The sequence below is a fragment of the Nocardioides sp. NPDC006303 genome (genome assembly GCF_040613175.1).
Classification (GTDB): Bacteria; Actinomycetota; Actinomycetes; order Propionibacteriales; family Nocardioidaceae; genus Nocardioides.
This window is the reverse complement of record NZ_JBEXRR010000015.1, coordinates 57,681-72,543: the sequence shown is the minus strand read 5'-3', so window position 1 is coordinate 72,543 and position 14,863 is coordinate 57,681. Positions and strand designations below refer to the sequence as shown.

The following is a 14,863-nucleotide window of genomic DNA, read 5'->3' as shown; positions in this document are numbered from 1 at the left end:
CCATCAGTCGTAGCTGGCTTCGGTGAGCCAGTGGTCGGTGTCGAAAGTGGCCAGCCAGGCGCGGCCGTCGACCCCGACGAGCTGGAAGCGGGCGACCCGCCGCCCGCCGCCGGGCTCCCACCACGCCTCGGTGACCGGCCACGGACCGGCCCAGGAGGCGACCCGCTGCCAGGGCTGGCCGGCCGAGGGCCGGTAGCGGGCGGGGTCGGCGGAGACACCGCCGCGCGGGAGCACCAGCACCTGCCGCCCGGCCTGGTCGCAGACCTCCGCCGGCCACGGCTCGGCCAGGACCCGGGCAGGCGCCGGCGGCGGAATGCTCCCCGGCCACGGCAGCGCGCGGTCGCGGAGGGTGCTGGGGCGGTCGCCCCAGGGGACGTACGCCTGGCGGTCGCGTGGGGTCCGGCCGCCCTGGAGCACCGGGGCGACGACGGCCTCGTGGCCGAGCAGGCCCTGCACCCGGGCGATGCCGCGATCGACGCGCTCATTCGTGCCGCCCCAGAGACCGTCGGCGTGGACCGCCTCGGAGACGGCGACCTCGGGAACGAAGCGGACCTCGGTCACCGCCCCGCCCGCAACGACCCCGGCCAGCTGCCAGTGCAGCCGGTCGATGAGATCGACGGAGGAGAACCACCGCGGATGCGCCCAGGTGCGTACCGAGTCCGTGACGTCCTCCATGGCGACCTCGATCCGCACCTCGGTGCAGACCTCCTGGCGCGTCGCGAGGCCTTTGACGAACCCCTCCGCCGCCTGCCGGGCCGAGAAGCAGACCGCCTCGGCGGAGTCGAGCGGCGGCTCGAAGGCCACCTCGGTGGTGAGCTCGGGCGGTGGCGTACGCCCCGTCACCGGCCGCGCTCCCTCGCCGTGGATCACCTGGCGGACCCAGGCGGCCTGCGCGCCGAAGCGTGCCTTGACGTCGGCGCCGGGCAGGTCGGCGAGGCCGCCGAGCGTGGTCAGACCGAGCCGCTGCAGCAGGCTGACCGCGTTCGCGTCCTCGAGGACATGGACCGGCAGGGCGCGCAGGAACGCGGTGGAGCCTCCATCTGATGGGACGGCGTACGTCTCCTGCAGCCCGGCGCTCCGCGCGGCCTGCTCGGCGGTGAAGAGCTCATCGGCGATGCCGATCCGTACGTCCCAGATCCCGAGCCCGACCACGCACTCGGCGATCGCCGCACCGGCCTCGGCCTCGCCGCCGTAGAAGCGTGCCGGTGAGCGCAGCGCGACCAGCCCGGGACGCAGCGGCATGACGCCGGGGCGCAGCTCCTCCAGGCGCACCAGCACCTCCTCGAACACCCGCGCGTCACGGGCCTCGTCGGCGGCGAGCACCTGAATCTCCGGGCAGCGCGACTGCGCGTCCCGGCGCCGCATCCCGCGCTTGATCCCGAACTCCCGCGCCGCCTGGTTGTAGGCCTGGACCCGGTTCTGCGCGAAGACCGCGGCGGGCAGGTGCCTCGGCAAGCCGGCCTCGCCCAGCGCCGCGGCGACCGGCCAGTCGGCGCACCAGACCACCAGCGTACGACTCATGCCGACTCCTGTTTCCGCAGGTCAGCGAGGTCAGCGACGGGTTCGAGGACGCGCCGCAGACCGCCGTCCTCGGCCGGGAACCAGAGCGCCGTACGCCGCGGCGGAGCCGTCCCGCGCACCGCCTCGACCACCATCCTTCTCGCCCGGAGATGGCCGTCGCCGTTGCCCAGTCCAACCCAGCGCGGCTCGGTCGCCCGCAGACGTACGTCTGCTCTCGGCCACTCCCCCAGCGCGACCAGCGCGGCGCCGCGGGTGCGCAGCCGGGCACCGATCTTCTCGGCGACACCCGGGGTCACCCGACCGGTCGGCCGGACCAACACCAGCGTGGTCACATCGACCAGCGCCGCGGTCGCCTCCAGCCAGGAGTCCTTGGGCCGTGGCACCAGGATGGTCCGTTCCAGGTCGACCCCGGCCTCGGCCGCCGCCTCGACGCCGAAGTCCTCCACCCCGACGACGGCGGTCCACTCCCCCGCCGCCGACGGCCCCGCGAGCAGCAGCATGGCCAGCGACAGCGAGTCGGCCGCGTACGTCCCTCCGGCCCGGAGCTGCACCACCCCACCGAGCGCCTCGTGCGTCGCCAGCTCCGCGCCGATGCCCGGCTTCTGCTCCAGCCGTCGCACCTTCGACCGAAGCTGCTCGATCTGAGCCAGCTTCTGGTGTCGCTCAATCCCCGCTACCACTCCCACTCAATGAGTATCGAACATTTGTTCGAACACATCAAGGTCGAGTCCTCACTTCTGGCGTGCCGAATCCTCACTTACGGCGGGCGAGTCCGTAGTTGTGACGAACGAGACTGTCGACTCGTCACCCACAACTACAGATTCGGCCGCCAGAACTACAGATTCGGCCCGAAGGACCCTCAGCCGCGAAGCGCGGAGGCGAGGTAGGTGAGGCGGGGGTAGTCGGAGGTGGGGAGGGCGGTGACGGTGGTCGTCTTGGCCACCGCGATCTTCCAGTAGGTCGCGCCGGCGACGACCAGGAAGTCGGCCTTCGACGATCCATCGCCGGACAGGGGCGTCGTGATCAGCTCGGGCACGCCGAAGGCCCGGAGGGCGGCGATGACCGGGGAGCTCTCCTCGAGGGCGGCGCGGGCGGCGGCGACGAGGCCACCGTGGGCGTCGGGGACGGCGTTGACGCGCAGGGTCTGGATGCGTGGCTCGGCCTCCGGGGAGAGCATGACCTCGATGTCGTAGCGGCCCTTCTCGGCCGGCACCACGGCCAGCGCGACACCCATCGCGCGGGAGAAGTAGCCGTAGGGCGCGCCGCCCAGCGGCAGCCCGACCTTCGCGCGCGCCTGGGTGATCTGGACGCGCCGCCCGGCGTCGGGGGCGTCGAGCTCGACGTTGTCGGCGAACAGCGACGGCAGCGCGAACACCTCAGCACCCGCAGGATCGAAGGTACGCAGCCGCTCGACCGCGGCCTCCAGCGCCGAGTCGAGCCGCGGCCGCAGGCCCTTGACCACCGTCGAGAACCGGTGCGGGCCACCACCGGCGAGCTCGTCGGAGACCAGCGAGCGCAGCGCGGTCATCGCGGTCGGGTAGCCCCCGGCGTACGTGCTGTTGGACAGCGTGATCACGCCCAAGCCCGTCTCGGGGTGCCAGACCATCCGCGAGCCGAAGCCGGGGTAGCCGCCGGAGTGGTGGACGAGCTGCCCGAGCCGGCTGTCGTGGTCGACCATCAGGCCGAAGCCGTAGCCGGCGGCGACCGCCCCGACACCTGCCTCCGGACCGGAGAACCCCAGCGAGGCTGACACCGAGCCGAACCGGTGGAGCTGCTGCATCTCCCGCCGCGACGCCTTCGACAGCGGATGCCCGTCGGCGGCGGAGGAGAAGGCGCCCAGGAAGCCGCCGACCCAGCGGGCCAGGTCGGCGACCGAGGAGTGCAGGCCACCCATCGCGGCGAACGACCCGGACCGCACCGGCGCGGTCGGGGCCCACGTCGGCGGGCCCTCGAGCCGGTCGCCGGCCCAAGCGGGATGCAGCGGCGGTACATGACCCGGCACCCGGTTCGGCACCGCGTCGGGCGAGTACGCCGAGGACGTCATCCCCAGCGGCGCCAGCAGCTCGTGCTCGACGAAGTCGCGGTTGGCCCCCTCGGGGGACGAACCACCGACGACGTTCTCGATCGCGCGCCCGAGCAGCGCATAGCCGAGGTTGGAGTACTCGAACCCGACCCCCGGCTCCCGCCCGGTCGAGAAGCCTCCGTCGAGGAACGTCCCGAAGTCGTCATAGGACAGCGACTCCTGCCGGTCGCCCCACGGGTCGTCGGTCGGCAGCCCGGCCGACATCGAGAGCAGCAGCCGCAGCGTCACGGCCGGGGAGTCGGCGGAGTAGGGCGCCTGGTCGACGAGCTCGGGCACGTACTGCGCGATCGCCTCGTCCAGGTCGACCAGCCCGCGGTCGCGCAGCAGCAGCACCGCGGCCGCCGTGAACGACTTCGACATCGACGCGATCCGGAAGACGCTCTCGGCCGTGGGCGCCGGACCACCCTCGGTCGTCGCCCCGAACGCGCCGGAGTGGAGCAGCTCGGAGCCGCGTACGACCCCATAGGCCAGGCCCGGAGTCAGGTTCTCCTCGAAGCGCTGCTGGAAGAGCTCGTCGACGACGGAGGTGTTCAGGCTCATACAGGCGTTCCTTCGCTGGCAGATTGCTCGACGCGTTGCAGCCTAGCCACGGAAGGCACCGCAACCGTGGCAAGACAGATCACGACACAGACAACACCGCTCGCCAGGAACACCGGTCGTGTCCCGAAAGACTCCCCCAGCGGCCCGTACATCAGCTGTCCGATCGGCATCGCGATGTAGGACCCGAGCATGTCGTACGACCACGCCCGCGACTGCATCTCCTCGGGCACGTTCTCCATCATCGCGAGGTTCCAGCCGAGACTGAAGATCTCGATCCCGGCGCCGGCGACGGCCATCGCGATGACGAACGGCACGGTCTCCGGCCACAGACCGAGCGCGATGAACGGCAGCCCCATCAGCGTGACGCCGAGCATCCCGGCACGCAGCGGATACCGGAGGGTCAGCCGCATCAGCACGAACGTCATGACCAGGATCCCGATGGCCTGGGCCGAGTTGCCCAGCCCCCAGCCCTGGACCCCCAGCGAAGAGGATTTGGCGTACGCCGGCCCCAGCACCTGCATCCCGCCCGACCACATCGTGTTGATCACCATGAAGGCGAGCACGACGACCCACAGCCAGGTGGTGGAACGGACGTACGTCCATCCCTCGACCAGGTCGGCGAAGGCCGACGTCTTCGGGCCCGTCTTGTCGCGGCGCGGGATCCGGACCGGAAGCAGGAAGATCGCGGCGAGGAGCCAGGTCAGCGCATCGATCGCCAGCGCCCAGCCGGCACCGACCCCGACGACCAGGACGGCCGCGGTCGACGGCCCGAGGATCGTCAGCGCGCCTCGCGACATCGACAGCAGCAGGTTGGCCGGCTGCAGGTCCTTCTTCGCGACCAGCTGCGGCACCATGCCCTGCATCGCCGGGTACGCCATCGCCGACATGGTGCCGTTGACCGCTTCGAGGACGATCAGCATCCAGATCTCGGCGCTGCCGGTGATGATCAGCCCGGCGGCCACAGCCTGGGTGAGCGCCGAGGACAGGTTCGAGATCTGCAGGACCAGCCGCCGCGGGAACCGGTCGGCGATCACGCCTCCGACCAGCAGGAAGATGACCATCGGGATGGTGTGTGCCGCCACGACGGCACCCAGCGCCGACGCCGAGTCGGTGACCTCCAGCACCGCGAAGGCCAGCGCGATGTGCGACATCGAGGTGCCGGCCATGTTCACGAACCGCGACGCGAAGAACCACCCGAAGTCGCGGTCCTTGAGGACGAAGAGGCTCTCCTTGATGCTCACTGGCCCTCACCCATCACGAAGGCGGAAGCGGTCAGATTCACGTGGACCGTGCCCTCCGTACGCGGCGGACGAGCGTTGTCGTGAAGCAGACCGCTCGCCTCCCGGACGAGGTCGTGGACCCGCTGCCAGACATCGGGGTCGACCCACATCTCCGCGTCCGAGACGATCGCCGGTCCGTCGGCGCGCAAGCGGCGGCGGCGTACGAGCTCCTCGGCGATCGCGCGGGTGTGGACCTCGTCGTCCTCCTTGGACGGTGGCCCCTGGGCGGCGTCGCGGCGCCAGACGTACCGATACCGCTTCGCGACCCCACCGCGGATCCGCTCCTCGCTCGCGACCTCGATCAGCCCGGCGTTCTCGAGCAGCCGGAGATGGTAGGAGGCGTTGGCATGCGTGAGGTCGAGCTCGCGCGCCACCTCTGCCGCCGACAGCTCCGCACCCGTCAGCAGTGACAGCATCCGGAGCCGCAGCGGGTGCCCGGCCGCCCGCAGCCGCGAGATCTCCTCGTCCACCCGAACCTCCCAAGAGTTGTTTGGGAGTGAGTCTGGTGAGGCCGGGCAGAACCGTCAATGAGTTATTTGGGCCGCGCCTAAACCGATAATGGCTGCTGTGCGTCATCCAGGCGTGAGCCGAGAAGAATTCACCGACTTCTACGTCGGCGCCAAAGACCGCTGTCTGCGTGCGGCGATCGCGACCGGCATGGATCCCGGCCGGGCCGAGGAAGCGACCGCCGAAGCCTTCGCGCGCGCCTGGTCGCGCTGGCCGACGGTCAGACTGGCCAACTCCCCGGCGGCATGGGTCGTTCGCACCGCGGTCAACGTCGACATCTCCTGGTGGCGCAAGCGCCGTCGCGAGCTGACCGTTCCCGAGACCCCCGAAGAGCTCCCCCGCCACGGCTCCGACGGCGACACCGACCACGACCTGTTGGAGGCCGTACGCCGGCTGCCACCGCGTCAACGCGAGGTGGTCGCGCTGCGCTACTTCCTCGACCTCGATGCCGAGACGACCGCCCACGAGCTCGGCATCGCTCGCGGCACCGTCTCCGCAGCGCTTCACCACGCGCTCAAGACTCTGCGGCTGCAGCTGACCAACCCCGAAGGGATGCTGTCATGAACGACATCGAGACCTTGCTGCGCAACAGCAGTCACCAGACCCTGGACCTTCCTGCCAACGAGATCCTGCGCCGGGGTGACCGGATGCGTCGTCTCCGTCGCGGCTCGAAGGCAGTCGCCGCGGTCGCCGCCTTCTCGCTCGCCGGGGTCATGGCGTACGTCGCGATCCCCGATCGGCTGATCGACTCGAACATCGCCACCCCGGAACCGTCGACGTCGGACGCACCCCAGCAGAAGACTCCGGTCGACTGGTCGGGCAACCCGACCAACCTCACGTCCGAGGAGCTCGACACGCTGAGCAAGCGGTGCCTGGAGACGGCCTGGGCTGACGTGAAGCTCCGGTACGGCTACGGCTCCGAGGCGAACAATGTCATCGACCCCGGTGAGGTCGAAGAGATCCCGGCGGGCACCTGGCCATTCCTCGCCGAGAAGCGTGGATCGACGGCCATGGCGATCTTCGACGGCTCCGACTATAAGGTGACCTGCTCGACACCGCAGATCCCCGGGCGGGACGCCGCCAGCGGCCCCTACCTCGAGGGGGCCTTTGGCCAGCCCCAGGTCTGGGGCGCCTTCGCGGAGACCGGGCCATGGGAGGACTTCTCTCGTGGAAGCGTCGGCGACGGCACGGAGTTCCTGCTCCCCCTCCCCGAGAAGATGAACGTCACCGAGGTGGTCTTCACCTCGAGCGGCGAGGACTTCCCGGCGACCGTCGTCAACGGCGTAGCGGTCGCCTGGACCGACCACAAGGTCGACGCCCCGTCGGCAACGTTCCGCGCCTACGACGCCGACGGCAGTCTGGTCCATCCCGAGCCGGGTGACGTGGTGCGGGAACCGCCGACCACCGAGTGGACCGAGACCGCAGAAGGGATCCGGGTGACGCGATCACTCGGCAACGAGACGATCGAGTCCGCCTGGTTCTGGGTCGGCAAGCAGCGGTTCGACGCGACCATCACCGAGGGCAACATGGCGGTCGCGGTGATCCCGACCGGAACGCTCACCACGGATCAGCTGAACAGCCTTCAGATCCAGGGCGTCTCCCCCGAGGGTCTCTACCTGCGCGGATGCACCGGAAAGCCCTGCGGCCCTTAGCGCTGGGCTGCGACGTACTTCTCCGCCGCCGCCCGCGGCTTGTCCCCGAGCCCGTCGATGCCGATGAGGCTCGGGAGCAGGCTGCGATCGGTGCTGAGCGCCTTGAAGAGCGTCGAGACGGTGATGCCGTGGTCGGGGCGGTGGACGACGACGATCTCGTCACCGGCCTGCAGCTGCCCCTCCTCGAGGACGCGGAGGTAGGGCCCCGGGCGCGCCTCGGCGGCGAACTTCTTGACCCACTGGGCGTTGTCGTAGCCCGAGACGCCCATCCAGTTCTTGAAGTCGTTGCAGGGCGTACGCACGCTGCAGATCTGCAGCAGCACCGTCCCGATCCGCCACTGCTCCCCCACCAGGGCCGCGTTGATGTCGATCCCCTCGGTGGTGAGGTTCTCGGCGAACTGCCCGTCCCGAAGCGTCACGCCCAACCGGGCGCCCCACTGGTCGAGGTCCTCGCGGGCGAAGGCGTAGACCGCCTGCTCCTCGCCGCCGTGGTGGCGCCGATCGGTCTGCGTGTCGGTCACGATGCCCTCCCTGCCGACCGTCACCGGCTCGGGCGTGGCGAGCTTCTCGATCGAGGTGGCGCCCACCTCCGCCCATTCCGCGGGCTTGGACTGACCGATGTTGACGCTTCGCACGATGGGCATGGCCGCGATTCTCCCGTGGCTCACGAATACGGTCGAACGGGTTTCCGGCGAGAATTGTCGATGGCCGCCTAAAGGGATCCGAGGGCTGCTGCGTCAAGAGGCTGTGAACTTCGACGAGTTCGGTGCGTTCTACGCCACCCACAAGGACCGCTGCCTGCGAGCCACCATCGCGAGCGGGGTCGATCCGGCGCGCGCCGAGGACGCGGTGGCCGAAGCCTTCGCCCGTGCCTGGGCGCGGTGGCGCACCGTACGCAACGCCCGATCGCCTGCTGCCTGGGTCGTACGCACCGCGGTCAACGCCGACATCTCCTCGTGGCGGAAGCGACGCCGCGAGGTCGGCCCTCCTCAGGACGTACGCAGCGACCAACCCGACCTCGACGGGCGCCGCGACCTCATCGCCGCCGTGCGCCGTTTGCCCAAGCGGCAGCGCGAGGTGGTGGCGCTGCGCTACATCCTCGATCTCGACACGACGACCACGGCTGCCGCCCTCGACATCTCCGCCGGAACCGTCTCGGCCCACCTGCACCAAGCGCTTGCCAAGTTGCGAGCCGACCTCGCCACCGAAGGAGCTCGCTCATGAGCATCGACCTCGAAGACGAGCTGCGCACCAGCAGCGACCTCACCCTCGACCGCCCGCTCGCCGACATCCGGGTCCGCGGGGACCGGCTCCGCCGGCGGCGTACGTCACTGCTGACCGCCGCTGCTGCCGGTATGTGTCTCGTCGTGACCGGGATCGTCCTCGCCGGTCTCGGACGTAGCCCGCTGGCGATCGATCTCGCGCCCGCGGACCAGAGCACCTCGCCGTCCCGTCCGGAGCAGGTGCTCACCTGGAGCGGTGAACCCACGAATGTCTCCGACAAGGAGCTGGCGACGCTCGAACGCAGCTGCCTGCGCAGTGCCAATCAAGACGCCTACGACGAGGCCAACGGGTGGCGCATGATCCCAGGCGGCCGCCCCGAAAGTCCGCCGTTGCCGGACACGATCGATCCCGCACGCCTCTACCCGATCTTCGCCGAGCGGCGCACCGATGTCGGGCCCGAGCATCACAACGTCCTGCGCGCGATGTTCCTGACCGACGACTACCTGGTGCACTGCGAGGCCTTCACGACCGACTCCAGCCAGCCAAGGGCCGAGGACGCCGCGGGCTCAGCAAGCCGCATCAGACCCTTCCCCAACACGGACCACCGGGAACAGTTCACCAGCGGCTGGGACACCAACACGATCAACTTCATGCTGCCCGTGCCGGCCGAGGTCACGTCGGTGAAGTTCTTCATCGGAGACGGATACGTCGACGGCACCCTCAACGGCGGGATCGCCGTCGCCTGGTTGAGCACCGAAGGCTTACCGAACCTGGACGACGACACCACCACCGGCTTCGCGGCCTACGACACCGACGGGGAGCGGGTCGGTGGCAGCAAGCCGGTGCCGCCAAAGGCCTGGCCGGTCGACTGAGGGCCCTCAGTGGACCGCCTTCGCGACCGAGATCATCGCGGTGATCCACTCTTTATCAGGTCCAGCCTTGTCGGGCGCCTGGTTGTCCTCGACCTCGTCCTTGACGTTGACAACCAGCCGCAGCACCGCCCAGGCCCGAGCGCGGTCCTCGTCGAGCTCGGCGGCGTCGACGAGGGCGAAGAATCGATCGCGTACGCCGTCGCGGATCCGCCCCGCATACTCCTCGAAGCGGTTCCACAGCATCGGCGCGAGCTCGTAGTGCGGGTCGCCGGAGAGCGGCTTCGGGTCGATCACCAGCCACTCCTCGCGGTCGGCTCGCAGGACGTTGTCGAAGTGCAGGTCGGTGTGGATCAGCTTCCCGTCGGTGGCCTCGTCGGCGGCGAAGTCGCGGGCGATCGCGCGGGCCTGCTCGACCATCCGCGGCGGCACCGGAAGCCGCCGCTCCGACTCCCCCAGCTCGCTCGCCCAGCGTGCGGCCTGCGCCGACAACGTACGCAGCTGCGGCGGAGCCGGAACGTGCAACCGCCGGTAGAAGCCGCCCACGATCTCGCACGCCTGCACATCCCAGAGCTCCGAGAGGTCCTCGGCGTGCAGCCGTTCCAGCAGCAGCGCGAAGCGCTTCGGGTCGGCCCGGAGAAGGCGTACGGCACCCCGGCCGCCCCAGGTCTGCAGCGCCAGCGCCTCGTGCTCGGCCTCCCAGTGGGGCCAGCCGACCTTCAGCACCGCGGCCTCGCCCTCGGTGGTCCGCACGGGAACCACGACCGCGGTGCTGCCGTGCGTCGCCTCGCCGTCCGGTGTCAGCGACCACTCCTCGAGCAGATCTCGCACCAGCCCGGGGAGGCGGTCGAGCCACGCTGCCCAGTCGGGACCGTTCGCCGCGAGTGCCACGAAGGAGTCTGGCAGCGGCGTCACGCGAGCCACCTTAATCCGCTTCCCAACCCCGGAAGGATCGGGCAGGTTGTGCCCATGTCACTTCCAGAGTCGATGGGGACCAAAGGTGTTCCCTACCCGCCCGAGCGCTACGACGGCGAGGCCGGTGAGGTCTCGGCGTTCTACCGCCCCGACACCACCCCGCCCGACCTGTCCTACCCCAACGGCGTGAAGGTCGACTATCTCGCCACCGGCGCGACGACGGCAGGCGACTACGGCCTCTACCGCTGGCACTTCGGTCCCAACGAGACCGGCCCCGGGCCCCACTTCCACCGTGCCGTGGCCGAGTCGTTCTACGTGCTGACCGGGACCGTGCGGATCTACAACGGCGAGGAGTGGATCCCGGCCGGCGCCGGCGACTTCGTGCACGTGCCGGTCGGCGGCCTGCACGGGTTCCGCAACACCACCGACGAGCCCGCCTCGATGCTGCTCCACTTCACTCCGGGCGCCCCGCGGGAGGGTTACTTCGAGGGGCTGCGCGAGCTGGCCGAGGGCACCGAGCTCGGCCCGGACGAGATGGCCGAGTTCTACAAGCTCCACGACAACTACTGGGTCGACTGAGCGACCTTCAGGGCCGCGATCCCCATCCGGACGATCGGGCTGGTGGTGTCGGCTCCGATCGCGGGGTCGTCCAGCCCGATCCACGCGGCGTAGTCGGTGGTTCCGTCGACCTCCAGCGTGCCCAGCTCGCCCCCGACGATCCGTGCCTCGAAGACCACCCGGGTGGACTGATAGGGGCGGCGACCCGGGTCGAACGGCACCACGTACACGTCGGTCGTCAGCGGAGCCCCGACCTCGACGTCGTAGCCGGTCTCCTCCTTCACCTCGCGCACGACTGCGGCGGGCATCTGCTCGCCGTAGTCGACACCGCCACCCGGCAGCGTCCAGCCCGGGTCGTTGCGGTGGTTGCCGTTGAACCAGCTCAGCAGGATCCGCCCCGCGTCGTCGACGATGACGGCGTACGCCGCCACCCGAGTGTCGTAGTCGGTGAAGTGCATCCCTGCGAGACTAGCGCGGACCAGCCGGAAGTCAGTCGAAGACGAAGGCAGTCGCGTCCTTCGGGAACGAGGTCCAGGCCCGGATCCGCCGTGGATGCACCGCCGGCGCCCCTTCGATGTAGTGCTTCGCCTCGAAGACGTTCTCGCCGTACTCGGGATACTTCGCGTTGAGCAGCCCCGCGATCTCCTCAGCTGTCGCCGGGGCGAAGGTCGTTGTCCGCACCTCGCCCTCGATGACGACCAGCTTCCACGGATCCGGCAGGTTCACCGTCACCTTCGGATGCTCGGCCGCGAGCCGCCGGTGCAACGTCTCCGGGCTGCCGCCGTACACCAGCTTGTCCTCGAACCACATCCCGTCCAGCGGCGTCACGTGCGGACTCCGCCCCGGCCTCTCGAACGCGAACCAGAACTGCTTCGCCTCGACCAGCTGCTGACGTACGTCCTCCCAGGCCAGCAGCTCGCTCGGCGTGCCGTATCCCTCCGGAAACCGAATCTGTTCTGTACGCATGTGCCTCACTCAACCACCGCCCGCCCCCGGCCGACCCGACCGTTCTTGCGCATAACCGGTGCTGTGATGAACTAGCCGGCATGCATTTTCGGGCTGCACCCTTGATCGTCCTGATCGCTGCCACGTCGGCCTGCGGTGCCGGCTCGGGGCCGGTGACGACGGACGCACCGACGCCGTTCCCGGCGTCCTCGACCTCGACGCCGGAGGGGTTCACCGCCGCCGAGTGTCGGGGGGCCATCGGCGGGAAGCGGGTGATCTTGAGGCTGGACGTACCGAAGGAGTTCGAGCCGGAGTCCACCGGTCCGAGCGACCAGACCCCCGGCGGCCAGTGCACCTGGCGTACGTCCGAGGAGCGCTTCTTCAGCATCCGGGTCGGCGAGAAGGAGCCGCTCGCAGACAAGAACGACGAGCTGAAGGAGTTCGAGGACAGCGGCGGTGACGACGACGTCAAGGATGTCAGCTACGACGCCCCGACCGACACCTTCGGCGACCTGGAGGGCGAGCGGCTCAGCTGGTGGTCCTACTCCGACGGCACGCCCTTCGACTGCGTCTACGTGCAGGCCAACGGCATCCGCGTGTTCTGGCAGAACCCCGACGACATCGACCAGCGGCTCGACGACCTCGACGTCGTCCTCGACAGCATCGAGCTCATCAGCGCCTGACCGGCGCCGCCATGGCTCGGCTGCCGCTCACGACGATCAGCACCACGAGCATCACGGGCACGATCAGCGTCCACATGGTCGGGAGCAACCCCGCGACACAACCGATCGCCGTGAGTATGAACCCCGTCCGAGGCCTGCCGGGAAGCAGCAGCGTGCCGACCAAGACGAGCACGCCCCCACCGACGAGCGTGCCGAACCAGAAGGCAAGACCGCCGTCCCCGCTGCGTACGACCCGAACGGTCTCTGCCGCTCCCGCCGCGAGCAGCAGGCAGCCGAGGAACAGCCCGTACCACCACACCCAGCCGCGGGCGCCCGAGCGCTCCTCATCGGATCGCATTCGAATCCTCTCCCGTCTCGTCGCCCCCGGGAAAGGCTGTCTCTACCGTCGAGCGTAAGGCGTCGCGCCTCAGGCCGCGAGCGTGTGAGCGACGAGTACGTCGCGCAGCCTGAGTTCCGCAGGCGACAGTCCCGGTGGTGGATCCGGTGCCCAGGTGTCGGGTGGCGGGCTGATGTAGGTATGGCCCGTGGGTGTGGTGGTGATGATGCTGCCGTCGGGTCCCGGTCTGGCCCGCCACCCGAGCGCTTCCTTGGCCTGATTACATCGCTCACACAGACCCTGCAGGTTCTCGGCGCTGGTGGTGCCGCCGTCGGCGTGGCGCTCGACGTGGTCGATGTTGCGGATCGGGGCGTCACAGCCGTTGGTGCGGCAGATCCCGCCGTCACGGGTGGTGATGAACTCCGCGAGCCCGTCGGGTGCCTTGCGTGATCGGGATTCCATCGCGACCAGCCGCCCGGCGGGGTCGGTGAGCAGGCGCCGGACGAACACCTCGGCATCGTTGAGTGCTTCACGAGCCCAGGCGGCGGGGACGGGGCCGTAGCCCTCCACCATGGCCGGCTGATCGGCGTCGCCGGTGAGGGAGTCGGCCGTCATCACGATCTTGACCTCGATCCGCGGCTTCGCATCGGTGGTGCTGCGGCCGGTGATCCGGTCGACGAGGGTGTCGGCCATGACCTGACCCCGGGTCCGTTCATCGCCGGCAGCGTGGGCAGCCTTGGCCGCCTGATCGAGCGCTGCGAAGACGGCGACGCCGTCCTTGACTGGCAGCAGCGCGCCGAGCCAAGTCATCGTGTCCGGGGCCGGCCGGAGAGTGACTCGACGGTCTCGCGTCGCGTTCGCAGCCCTTGCGACGACGGACTCCTGGTCCAGGGTGATGGCGAGCTTCTTGGCGGCGTTCTCGAGCTGCCGTAGCCCCATCGACACCGCACGAGCGGGCTCGCCGTTCAAGCCGGGTGCGCAGAGGTCGTAGTCGATGACCCGGCGGTCCTCCAACGACAAGCATGCGGTCTCGCGGGCGAGGATGGTGGCCTGCCATTGCGAGAACAGCCCGGCCTTCATCAGGGCGAAGGTGTGCGGCATCTCCTCGATCAGGATCTTCGCCAGGCCGAGCAGCTTGGCGCCCTTCTCGGGCGAGACCCGCCGCGCCAGCGCGACCTGGGAGGCGGCCCCTTCGCCGAGCCTGCGGGCAGGCACCCCAGCCTCGGCCTGGCGGGTACGGACGGCTTCCTCGAGACGGACCCCCGCTTCGGCTTGGACCGCCTCGGCGGTGCACTTGACCGCTTCGAGACCAGCAATCCAGTCAACCAGCTCAGCCTCGGACGCGCCCGAAGGCGGCCCAGCGAGGAGGTGGCGGTCGATGGTCTCGTACATGCGCCTTATTATATGCGATCTAGCATCCCGCCGCGACCTATTTAAGCAGGTCAAACCCAAGTTACGCGGTCAGCGAACAAGACACCTGAGCACCGCGCCACTCTCTCGCCGCCGCCCCGATACAGGCGAAATCTTTCTCGATCGGGTGCCGGGTCAAGGACCGCGAAGCGGCCGGCGAAGCCGGCGCCCGAAGGGCGTCCTTGACGCGGTGCGCGATCGAGAAACACTCAAAGCAAGGGTCGGCGGCGAACCCTGAAACGAAAACACAGCCCGTAAGCGAGCCTTCTCGCGGAAGCGAACCGTGTTGGTCTCGACACGCCTCCGCCTAGCGGCTCCGGCGGCTCGACCAGCGAGCAAGGCGGCTCGACCAGCGGCAGG

At 69.7% G+C, this 14,863-nt stretch carries 17 protein-coding genes; 6 read left to right on the top strand and 11 right to left on the bottom strand.

The window, feature by feature from the left end; translation table 11 throughout:
• Positions 1-3 precede the first annotated feature (3 nt).
• The 5 genes from ABZY89_RS13795 to ABZY89_RS13775 form a co-directional block, all read right to left on the bottom strand.
• Positions 4-1,521, bottom strand: a complete 1,518-nt coding sequence (locus tag ABZY89_RS13795; protein WP_355227956.1) for a DNA polymerase Y family protein — start codon at positions 1,519-1,521, stop codon at positions 4-6.
• Positions 1,518-2,207 carry a hypothetical protein gene (locus tag ABZY89_RS13790; protein ID WP_355227954.1) on the bottom strand — a complete coding sequence of 230 codons (690 nt, stop codon included), beginning with the start codon at positions 2,205-2,207 and terminating at the stop codon, positions 1,518-1,520. Before ABZY89_RS13790 ends, ABZY89_RS13795 begins: the two co-directional genes overlap by 4 nt.
• A 173-nt stretch (positions 2,208-2,380) precedes the next feature.
• Positions 2,381-4,144: a serine hydrolase domain-containing protein gene (locus ABZY89_RS13785; RefSeq protein WP_355227952.1), complete on the bottom strand. Its 1,764-nt coding sequence runs from the start codon at positions 4,142-4,144 to the stop codon at positions 2,381-2,383.
• Positions 4,141-5,385 (bottom strand): MFS transporter, encoded by a 1,245-nt coding sequence (locus tag ABZY89_RS13780; protein ID WP_355227950.1) that lies wholly within the window; start codon positions 5,383-5,385, stop codon positions 4,141-4,143. The genes ABZY89_RS13785 and ABZY89_RS13780 overlap by 4 nt, the downstream gene beginning before the upstream one ends.
• Complete coding sequence (locus tag ABZY89_RS13775) at positions 5,382-5,894, bottom strand: helix-turn-helix domain-containing protein (protein ID WP_355227948.1); 513 nt, start codon at positions 5,892-5,894, stop codon at positions 5,382-5,384. The genes ABZY89_RS13780 and ABZY89_RS13775 overlap by 4 nt, the downstream gene beginning before the upstream one ends.
• Positions 5,895-6,006: 112 nt before the next feature.
• Here ABZY89_RS13775 and ABZY89_RS13770 point away from each other — a divergent pair, with 112 nt between their 5' ends.
• Complete coding sequence (locus ABZY89_RS13770; protein WP_355227946.1) at positions 6,007-6,495, top strand: sigma-70 family RNA polymerase sigma factor; 489 nt, start codon at positions 6,007-6,009, stop codon at positions 6,493-6,495.
• A complete protein-coding gene (locus ABZY89_RS13765) occupies positions 6,492-7,583 on the top strand; it encodes a hypothetical protein (RefSeq protein WP_355227944.1) in 1,092 nt (363 codons plus the stop codon). The genes ABZY89_RS13770 and ABZY89_RS13765 overlap by 4 nt, the downstream gene beginning before the upstream one ends.
• Here ABZY89_RS13765 and ABZY89_RS13760 read toward each other — a convergent pair.
• A complete protein-coding gene (locus ABZY89_RS13760) occupies positions 7,580-8,227 on the bottom strand; it encodes an MOSC domain-containing protein (RefSeq protein ID WP_355227942.1) in 648 nt (215 codons plus the stop codon). The genes ABZY89_RS13765 and ABZY89_RS13760 overlap by 4 nt on opposite strands.
• Before the next feature lie 103 nt (positions 8,228-8,330).
• On the opposite strand from ABZY89_RS13760, the gene ABZY89_RS13755 reads away from it, so the two are divergent.
• On the top strand, positions 8,331-8,807 hold the full coding sequence (locus tag ABZY89_RS13755) for a SigE family RNA polymerase sigma factor (protein WP_355227940.1): 477 nt from the start codon (positions 8,331-8,333) through the stop codon (positions 8,805-8,807).
• Complete coding sequence (locus ABZY89_RS13750; protein WP_355227938.1) at positions 8,804-9,679, top strand: hypothetical protein; 876 nt, start codon at positions 8,804-8,806, stop codon at positions 9,677-9,679. The genes ABZY89_RS13755 and ABZY89_RS13750 overlap by 4 nt, the downstream gene beginning before the upstream one ends.
• A gap of 6 nt (positions 9,680-9,685) precedes the next feature.
• On the opposite strand, the gene ABZY89_RS13745 is transcribed toward ABZY89_RS13750, so the two are convergent.
• Complete coding sequence (locus ABZY89_RS13745; protein ID WP_355227936.1) at positions 9,686-10,591, bottom strand: aminoglycoside phosphotransferase family protein; 906 nt, start codon at positions 10,589-10,591, stop codon at positions 9,686-9,688.
• 54 nt (positions 10,592-10,645) lie between these two features.
• Between ABZY89_RS13745 and ABZY89_RS13740 the strand changes: the two genes are divergently transcribed.
• A complete protein-coding gene (locus ABZY89_RS13740; RefSeq protein ID WP_355018123.1) occupies positions 10,646-11,170 on the top strand; it encodes a cupin domain-containing protein in 525 nt (174 codons plus the stop codon).
• Here the strand turns inward: ABZY89_RS13740 and ABZY89_RS13735 are convergent.
• The gene (locus tag ABZY89_RS13735; protein WP_355227934.1) at positions 11,155-11,607 is read right to left on the bottom strand and encodes an NUDIX hydrolase; all 453 of its coding nucleotides are present in this window, start codon (positions 11,605-11,607) and stop codon (positions 11,155-11,157) included. The two genes, ABZY89_RS13740 and ABZY89_RS13735, sit on opposite strands and share 16 nt — an antisense overlap.
• Before the next feature lie 31 nt (positions 11,608-11,638).
• Positions 11,639-12,115 carry a pyridoxamine 5'-phosphate oxidase family protein gene (locus tag ABZY89_RS13730; RefSeq protein ID WP_355227932.1) on the bottom strand — a complete coding sequence of 159 codons (477 nt, stop codon included), beginning with the start codon at positions 12,113-12,115 and terminating at the stop codon, positions 11,639-11,641.
• An 80-nt stretch (positions 12,116-12,195) separates the two neighbouring features.
• On the opposite strand from ABZY89_RS13730, the gene ABZY89_RS13725 reads away from it, so the two are divergent.
• Entirely contained in the window at positions 12,196-12,777 is a 582-nt protein-coding gene (locus ABZY89_RS13725; RefSeq protein WP_355227930.1) for a hypothetical protein, read from the top strand.
• On the opposite strand, the gene ABZY89_RS13720 is transcribed toward ABZY89_RS13725, so the two are convergent.
• Positions 12,767-13,114, bottom strand: a complete 348-nt coding sequence (locus ABZY89_RS13720) for a hypothetical protein (protein WP_355227928.1) — start codon at positions 13,112-13,114, stop codon at positions 12,767-12,769. The genes ABZY89_RS13725 and ABZY89_RS13720 overlap by 11 nt on opposite strands.
• Positions 13,115-13,183: 69 nt before the next feature.
• Positions 13,184-14,485, bottom strand: a complete 1,302-nt coding sequence (locus ABZY89_RS13715) for a DUF222 domain-containing protein (RefSeq protein ID WP_355227927.1) — start codon at positions 14,483-14,485, stop codon at positions 13,184-13,186.
• Positions 14,486-14,863: the final 378 nt, after the last annotated feature.

Bases quoted from the DNA above. Each gene is read 5' to 3' on its own strand.
- ABZY89_RS13795 (WP_355227956.1), bottom strand. From the start codon at position 1,521: ATGAGTCGTACGCTGGTGGTCTGGTGCGCCGACTGGCCGGTCGCCGCG.
- ABZY89_RS13765 (WP_355227944.1), top strand. From the start codon at position 6,492: ATGAACGACATCGAGACCTTGCTGCGCAACAGCAGTCACCAGACCCTG.
- ABZY89_RS13725 (WP_355227930.1), top strand. From the start codon at position 12,196: ATGCATTTTCGGGCTGCACCCTTGATCGTCCTGATCGCTGCCACGTCG.
- ABZY89_RS13730 (WP_355227932.1), bottom strand. From the start codon at position 12,115: ATGCGTACAGAACAGATTCGGTTTCCGGAGGGATACGGCACGCCGAGC.
- ABZY89_RS13720 (WP_355227928.1), bottom strand. From the start codon at position 13,114: ATGCGATCCGATGAGGAGCGCTCGGGCGCCCGCGGCTGGGTGTGGTGG.
- ABZY89_RS13750 (WP_355227938.1), top strand. From the start codon at position 8,804: ATGAGCATCGACCTCGAAGACGAGCTGCGCACCAGCAGCGACCTCACC.
- ABZY89_RS13785 (WP_355227952.1), bottom strand. From the start codon at position 4,144: ATGAGCCTGAACACCTCCGTCGTCGACGAGCTCTTCCAGCAGCGCTTC.
- ABZY89_RS13735 (WP_355227934.1), bottom strand. From the start codon at position 11,607: ATGCACTTCACCGACTACGACACTCGGGTGGCGGCGTACGCCGTCATC.
- ABZY89_RS13715 (WP_355227927.1), bottom strand. From the start codon at position 14,485: ATGTACGAGACCATCGACCGCCACCTCCTCGCTGGGCCGCCTTCGGGC.
- ABZY89_RS13740 (WP_355018123.1), top strand. From the start codon at position 10,646: ATGTCACTTCCAGAGTCGATGGGGACCAAAGGTGTTCCCTACCCGCCC.
- ABZY89_RS13760 (WP_355227942.1), bottom strand. From the start codon at position 8,227: ATGCCCATCGTGCGAAGCGTCAACATCGGTCAGTCCAAGCCCGCGGAA.